Annotated in this window: 5 protein-coding genes; 4 read left to right on the top strand and 1 reads right to left on the bottom strand. The window is 71.8% G+C overall.

Annotated elements, in window-relative coordinates:
- Positions 1-102 precede the first annotated feature (102 nt).
- From Apa02nite_RS30180 to Apa02nite_RS30170, 3 genes are all read left to right on the top strand, one after another.
- A complete protein-coding gene (locus Apa02nite_RS30180) occupies positions 103-1,335 on the top strand; it encodes an RNA-guided endonuclease InsQ/TnpB family protein (protein ID WP_203828035.1) in 1,233 nt (410 codons plus the stop codon).
- A gap of 35 nt (positions 1,336-1,370) precedes the next feature.
- The gene (locus tag Apa02nite_RS30175; RefSeq protein WP_203828034.1) at positions 1,371-1,886 is read left to right on the top strand and encodes a hypothetical protein; all 516 of its coding nucleotides are present in this window, start codon (positions 1,371-1,373) and stop codon (positions 1,884-1,886) included.
- A 189-nt stretch (positions 1,887-2,075) separates the two neighbouring features.
- Positions 2,076-4,646 (top strand): sensor histidine kinase, encoded by a 2,571-nt coding sequence (locus tag Apa02nite_RS30170; RefSeq protein ID WP_203828033.1) that lies wholly within the window; start codon positions 2,076-2,078, stop codon positions 4,644-4,646.
- Positions 4,647-4,658: 12 nt separating this feature from the next.
- Here the strand turns inward: Apa02nite_RS30170 and Apa02nite_RS30165 are convergent, their stop codons facing one another.
- Positions 4,659-5,567: a class I SAM-dependent methyltransferase gene (locus Apa02nite_RS30165; RefSeq protein WP_275412544.1), complete on the bottom strand. Its 909-nt coding sequence runs from the start codon at positions 5,565-5,567 to the stop codon at positions 4,659-4,661.
- Between the two features lie 41 nt (positions 5,568-5,608).
- Between Apa02nite_RS30165 and Apa02nite_RS30160 the strand changes: the two genes are divergently transcribed.
- The gene (locus Apa02nite_RS30160) at positions 5,609-6,142 is read left to right on the top strand and encodes a tetratricopeptide repeat protein (protein ID WP_203828031.1); all 534 of its coding nucleotides are present in this window, start codon (positions 5,609-5,611) and stop codon (positions 6,140-6,142) included.
- The last annotated feature ends 12 nt before the right edge of the window (positions 6,143-6,154 follow it).

Here is a 6,154-nt window from a genome sequence, read left to right as displayed (position 1 = left end):
CTTCGTCACGAAACCAAGTGGGCGTGCAGAGCGAAAACACAGTGTCTACCAGTGCGAATATCTTCAATATCAGCCATGAACCAACTGGGTAAAGTGTGTCTCGTGCAGCTCCGTTACCACTTCCGGCTCTACCCGGACGCCAGCCAGCGCGAGGCGCTGGCCCGGTCGTTCGGGTGTGCCCGGGTGGTGTTCAACGACGGGCTCAGGCTGCGCCAGCAGGCACGCGAGGCGGGCGAGAAGTACGTCTCGGACGCAGGCCTGTCCAAGCTGGTCATCACCCAGGCCAAGGGCACCCCGCAACGGGCGTGGCTGGGCAAGGTGTCCTCGGTCGTGCTGCAACAGGCACTGGCCGATCTGAATGTGGCGTATCGCAACTTCTTCGCCTCGATCACCGGCAAGCGCAAGGGCCGCAAGGCTGCCCCGCCCCGCTTCCGGTCGCGCAAGGACAACCGGCAGGCCATCCGCTTCACCAAGAACGCCCGGTTCAAAGTCCTCGACAACGGCCGACTCAGATTGCCGAAGATCGGCGACCTGAACGTCCGATGGTCGCGGGTACTGCCGTCCGAGGCCAGCTCGGTCACGGTGATCCGGGACGCGGCGGGCCGGTACTTCGCCTCGTTCGTCGTGACCACGGCCGAGGACGAGACGTTGCCGCCGGTCGAGTCCGAGGTGGGGATCGACCTGGGCCTGACCCACTTCGCGGTGCTCTCGGACGGGACGAAGGTGGCCGCGCCGAAGTTCCTGCGCCGCGCGGCCCGCAAACTCAAGCGGTTGCAGCAGGCACTCTCCCGCAAGCAGAAGGGCTCGGCCAACCGCAAGAAAGCCGTCGTGAAGGTCGCGCGGGCGCATGCCCGGGTGGCCGACACCCGGCGGGACTGGCAGCACAAGCTCTCGACATCGATCATCCGCGACAACCAAGCGGTGTACGTCGAGGACCTGTGCGTCGTCGGTCTCAGCCGCACGAGGCTCGCCAAGTCCGTGCACGACGCGGGCTGGGCGTCGTTCACCGGCATGCTGGAGTACAAGGCGGCGCGTTATGGGCGCACGTTCGCCCGGGTGGACCGGTTCTTCCCGTCCACCCGGATGTGCTCGGAATGCGGCCGGATCAACGACAAGATGGCCCTCGACGTCCGAGCGTGGAACTGCCTCTGCGGCAGCCACCACGACCGAGACGTCAACGCCGCGAAGAACATCAAGGCCGCCGGACAGGCGGACTTCAACGACCGTGGAGCGCAGGTAAGACCAGGACTCGTCCCGGCACCGCGCGGCGAAGCGGTAACCCACCCGGACGCGGCGTGTTCCACGCGCAGCGTGGAGGGAATCTCCGTCCTCTAGGGCGGAGAGGATGTCAAGTCGAAGCCGACTTCTACGTGGGCATCACCGAGCTGGAACCGCTGGCGCAGCGGATCGGGGCGGCCGGCTGGCGGACCAGCCAGATGCGCGCCACCGAGTTGGCCGGCACCGCCGGCCAGGAGTTCACCGCGGCGCGCGGTGACTGGCGTTTGCTGGTCCAGTCGGGCAACCGGAATCAGAAAGCCATGGCCTACGTCGAACGCGCCGAGCCGCCGGCGGCGCTGGTGCTGTCCGTGCTGTTCGCGCTGCTCGGCGCCGGCCTCGGCGGGGCGCTGTCGCGCGGGGCCCGGCGCGGCCTCGGCCTGTCCGGCACGATGGCCTTCCTCCTGCTGACCGTCAACAGCCTCCTGGCCGGCACCGCGCTGGTCACCGACCTGGTGGCCACCACCGGCACCGGCCTGTTCCCGCTCCCCTGGGAGTATTCCGCGACGGTGCTGGTGCGCCCGCTCACCCTGACCGGCCTGCTGTTTCTGATCATCTGGCTGTGCCGGCTGGTTTCCAGGGGTGTATCCGGGTCTCCGAGGCACCCCTGACAACCAGCCGGGGGTGGGACGCGCGTCGCGGCCTCAACCCGGGGTGGCGTCGCGTGAGATCACCACGGGACGTGGGCCGGGAGGCCTGCGGGCGGTCGCTCGCTGGTCGTACCGAAGAAGGGTTGAACCGCAAGCGGATCGCCTCGCCGGTCCTCTCAGGTGCAGCCGGGGTGCGCCGATCGAGGGGCCATGTTTCTGCAGCCAGGAGTGTCAGCGGGTGTCCCCGGGCGGATGGAGATCCTGCACGCCACCGGGCTGCTGGACGCCGGACCGGTGGCCGCGCTCGACCGGCTGACCCGGCTCGCCCGGCGGCTGGTCGGCGTGAGCGTGGCGGCCGTGTCGCTGGTCGGTGACGAGTGGCAGCGGTCGGTCAGCGCGCACGGGATCGACGGCGCCGTGGAGGGCGAGCGGGACACCCCGCTGTCGCACTCCTACTGCCGGTACGTCGTGCAGGACGACGCCCCGCTGATCGTGGCCGACGCCCGGATGGACGCGCGGCTGCGGGGCAACCCGGCGATCGAGGAGTACCAGGCCGTCGCGTACGCCGGGTTCCCGCTGCGGTCCCCGGACGGCGCGGTGCTCGGCGCGTTCTGCGTGGTCGACAGCGAGCGCCGGGACTGGACCGCCGACGAGCTCAGCACGGTCAGCGACCTGGCCGGGGCCGCCGAGTCGGAGATCTCGCTGCGGCTGGCCTACGCGCGGGAGCTGGCCACCGCCGAGCGGGAACGCCAGCACCAGCTCGTCGACGACCAGAACGCGTTCCTGCAGACGGTGCTGGACAGCCTCGAGGCCGGGGTGGCGGCCTGCGACAGTGCCGGCGGGCTCACCCTGTTCAACCGGGCGATGCGCGAGCTGGTCGGCGACCCGCCGGACGGGCTGGTCGGCCGCGAGCGCGCCCGGCACTACCAGATCTACACCCCGGACGGCCGTGAGCTGATCGACGAGCTGCCGCTGACCCGGGCCCTGGCCGGTGAGACCGTCCGCGGCCAGCAGCTGCTGATCAAGCAGGCGGCCGGCTGGCGGCGGCTGGTCTCCAACGCGCGGCCGATCGAGACCGCGGACGGGCACCGGCTCGGCGCGGTCGTGGCGGTCCACGAGATCACCGAGGCCTACCGCGCCGAGCAGCTGCGCCGGGCCCGGCACGCAGTCGCGCAGGTGCTCTCCGACGCGACCAACGCCACCGCCGCCGCCGTGCAGGCGGTCGCCGCGATCACCGACTCGCTGGGCTGGGCGCACGGCGAGTACTGGGAGGTCACCGCGGACCGCAAGCACATCGAACGGCACAGCGTGCACTTCACCGGTGACCACGCCACGCTGATCGGGGACCGGGCGCTGAGCTACGTGCTCGGCGAGGGCCTGCCCGGGCTGGTCTGGTCCCGCAACGGCGAGGTGTGGTGGAACACCGGGACCACCCCCGACGACCTGGTGGCCTCCGGCCGGGCCCTTCCCGAGGCCGGCATCCGGGTCGCGGTCGGGGTGCCGGTGCGTTCCGGTCGTCGTACGCTCGGCGTCCTCGCTTTTTACACCGACCAAGATTTACCGTACGACTCGGACACCGTCGGCATGCTCGACGCCGTCGCCGCGCACCTGGGCCGCTTCGTGGAACGGCGCTGGGCCGAGGACATGTCGTTGATGCTCGCCGAGGCCCGGCGCAGCTTCAACCGGGTGGTGGAGCAGGTCGACGACTACGTGTGGACGGTCGAGGCGGTCGCCGGCGAGCCGGTGCGGCTGGTCTACGGCAGCCCGAACGTCACCGCCGTGCTCGGCCACGGCGCCCCGGTCACGTCCGGCCCGCCGATGACCGATCGGATCCACCCCGACGACGCCGGCATCCTGGCGCGGTTCCGGTCGGATCTCGCCGGCGGCGGACAGGCCGAGATGGAGTGCCGGATCATCGGCTACGACGGCCAGTCCCGGTGGATCTGGACGCGGGCCAGGGCGCGTTCGGAGAACGACCGGCGCTTCGTCGACGGGATCAGCACCAACGTCGACGACCGGCGCGAACTCGCCGAGCAGCGTGAACTGCTGCTCGAGGAGGAACGCCGGCAGGTGGAGCAGTTGCGCGAACTGGACCGGATGAAGGACGAGCTCGCCGCCCTGGTCATCCACGAGCTGCGCAACCCGGTCGGGGTGATCCGCGGGTTCAGCGAGATGCTCGTCGACAGCACCTCGCTGACCGGTGCCGAGCGCCGGCACGCCACCGTCATCGAACGCACCACGCTGCACCTGCAGACCCTCGTCGACGACCTGCTCGACCTGGCCCGGCTGAACGCCGGGCACCTGACCATCGACTCGCGCCCGATCGCCGCGGCCCGGCTGCTGCGCGAGGTGCTCGAGACCCACACGCCCAGCGCGGTGGTCAAACGGCTCAGGCTCGTCGACCGGGTCGCGGACGAGCTCACCGTGCACGCCGACGGCGGGCGGCTGCGTCAGGCCCTGGACAACCTGCTCTCCAACGCGATCAAGTACACGCCCGACGGTGGCACGGTCACGGTGGCCGCGCGGCAGGACGGCGACCGGATCGTGATCGAGGTCAGCGACACCGGGATCGGCATCCCGGCCGAGCAGTACCCGCACCTGTTCAGCCGGTTCTTCCGGGCGAGCAACGCCACCGAGGCCGGTATCAAGGGCACCGGCCTGGGCCTGGCGGTCACCAAGGCGATCGTCGACGGGCACGGCGGCGCGATCTCGGCGGGCCCGGGCGCCGACGGGGGCACCACGTTCGCGATCTCGCTGCCGAGCGGCCCGCCCGCGGACTGACCGCGCGCGGGGTCACGGCACGGCGGCCAGGGTGCAGCGCACCTGCTGGTTCAGCCGGATCCGGCCGTCGGCGCCGCGGGCTTGCTCGAGGTGCCGGCCGGCGGCGGTTATGACCGTGTCGCGGGCGTCGTCCGGGATGGCGTCCCACATCGCCCGCTGCCCGTGTGACCGGCTGAACGCATACCACTCGTCCACGTCGGCGAAGGTCACCGCGAGGTCGAAGGACACCGTCCGTACGCCGGTGTATCCCGCGGCGCCGACCAGCTCCTCGACACCGGCGTCGGTGCTGAACGGGCCTGCGGCGCCGGTCGTGCGGGCGTCGAGCATGCCGGCCGGAAGGTACGGCCGGAACGTCGCGTCGACCGCGTCCCACACCTGATCGCGGGGTCCGAACGTCGAGATCGCGAGACGGCCGCCCGGCGCGAGGAGTCCCCGCCAGGCGGTCAGCGCCGCCAGCGGATCCGGCAGGAAGAACACCACCAGGGAGGACACCACCAGGTCGTACCCGGCGGCCGGCAACGCGGGCGCCGAGGCGTCCATGAGCTGGATGTCGACGGTGGTCAGGCCGAGGGCGGCGATGTCGGCCCGGCACGCCTCGACCATTCCCGGCGACAGGTCGACACCCGTGACGTGTCCGTCGGCGCCGACCGCCTCGGCCGCGGCGATCGTGGCGGCGCCCCGCCCGCACCCGGCGTCGAGGACCCGCTCGCCGCGCGCGGGTGCCGCGAGAGCCACCAGCCGCTGGGCGATCGGCGTGAACCAGGGGACGCCCACGGTGTCGTAGACGTCCGCGACCCGGTCGAACACCGCTGCCACTCGCGCGCTTCTCGCTGCCTGCTCCGCCGGGTCCACACCGGTGAGTCTGGTGTGCCCGGCGGGCCGGCGGCAACAGCCGGACCGGCAGGTCAGCCCGCCGATCATCGGTCGTATCGCGGCTGGACGGGGGTGGGCACAATCGCGGCATGGCGAAACCCGATGTGCTGTCGCGAGTGGACGCCGACCCCGGCCGTGGCGACACCCGGCTGGCCGCGCGGCGACTGGCCGGCCTGCTCGCGACCGACCCGCAGGACCTCGAGGTGCGCGCCCGCCTCGCCGACGTGTACCGCCTCGCCGGCGACCTGCCCGAGGCGGGCCGGTGGGGTTTCCTCACCGAGGACGCCGAGCCGCACGAGGTCGCGGCGTTCGCCCGCAAGCATCGCTCGGCCACCGACCGGCTGCGCCTGCTGCGCCTGCACGGCGAGGACCCGCGGGGGCTCGGGCCGCTCGCCGAGCCCCGCTATGCCGACCTGGTCAGCCGGGCCGCTACGGAGCCGGTCCCGGCCACCCCGCCGGCCGTCGAACGGGTCCGGCCGGCACCCGTCGCTCCCGCGTCGGATGCCGGCTGGCCGGTCGTCGAGATGCTCAGCGTGTTCATGCTGTTCGGCACCGTGGCCGCGTTCGCCGGGACTCTGCTCTACGAGATCGTGCTCTCCGTCTATCACGCCTTCAGCCGGTGACCCGCACCGACG

The organism is Actinoplanes palleronii (assembly GCF_016862315.1).
Classification (GTDB): Bacteria; Actinomycetota; Actinomycetes; order Mycobacteriales; family Micromonosporaceae; genus Actinoplanes; species Actinoplanes palleronii.
The sequence above is the reverse complement of the archived record's forward strand: the minus strand, read 5'-3'. Positions and strand labels throughout refer to the sequence as shown.

Excerpts from the sequence above, each read along its gene's own strand:
- Apa02nite_RS30170 (WP_203828033.1), top strand. The coding sequence starts at position 2,076 with ATGTTTCTGCAGCCAGGAGTGTCAGCGGGTGTCCCCGGGCGGATGGAG.
- Apa02nite_RS30165 (WP_275412544.1), bottom strand. The coding sequence starts at position 5,567 with ATGATCGGCGGGCTGACCTGCCGGTCCGGCTGTTGCCGCCGGCCCGCC.
- Apa02nite_RS30160 (WP_203828031.1), top strand. The coding sequence starts at position 5,609 with ATGGCGAAACCCGATGTGCTGTCGCGAGTGGACGCCGACCCCGGCCGT.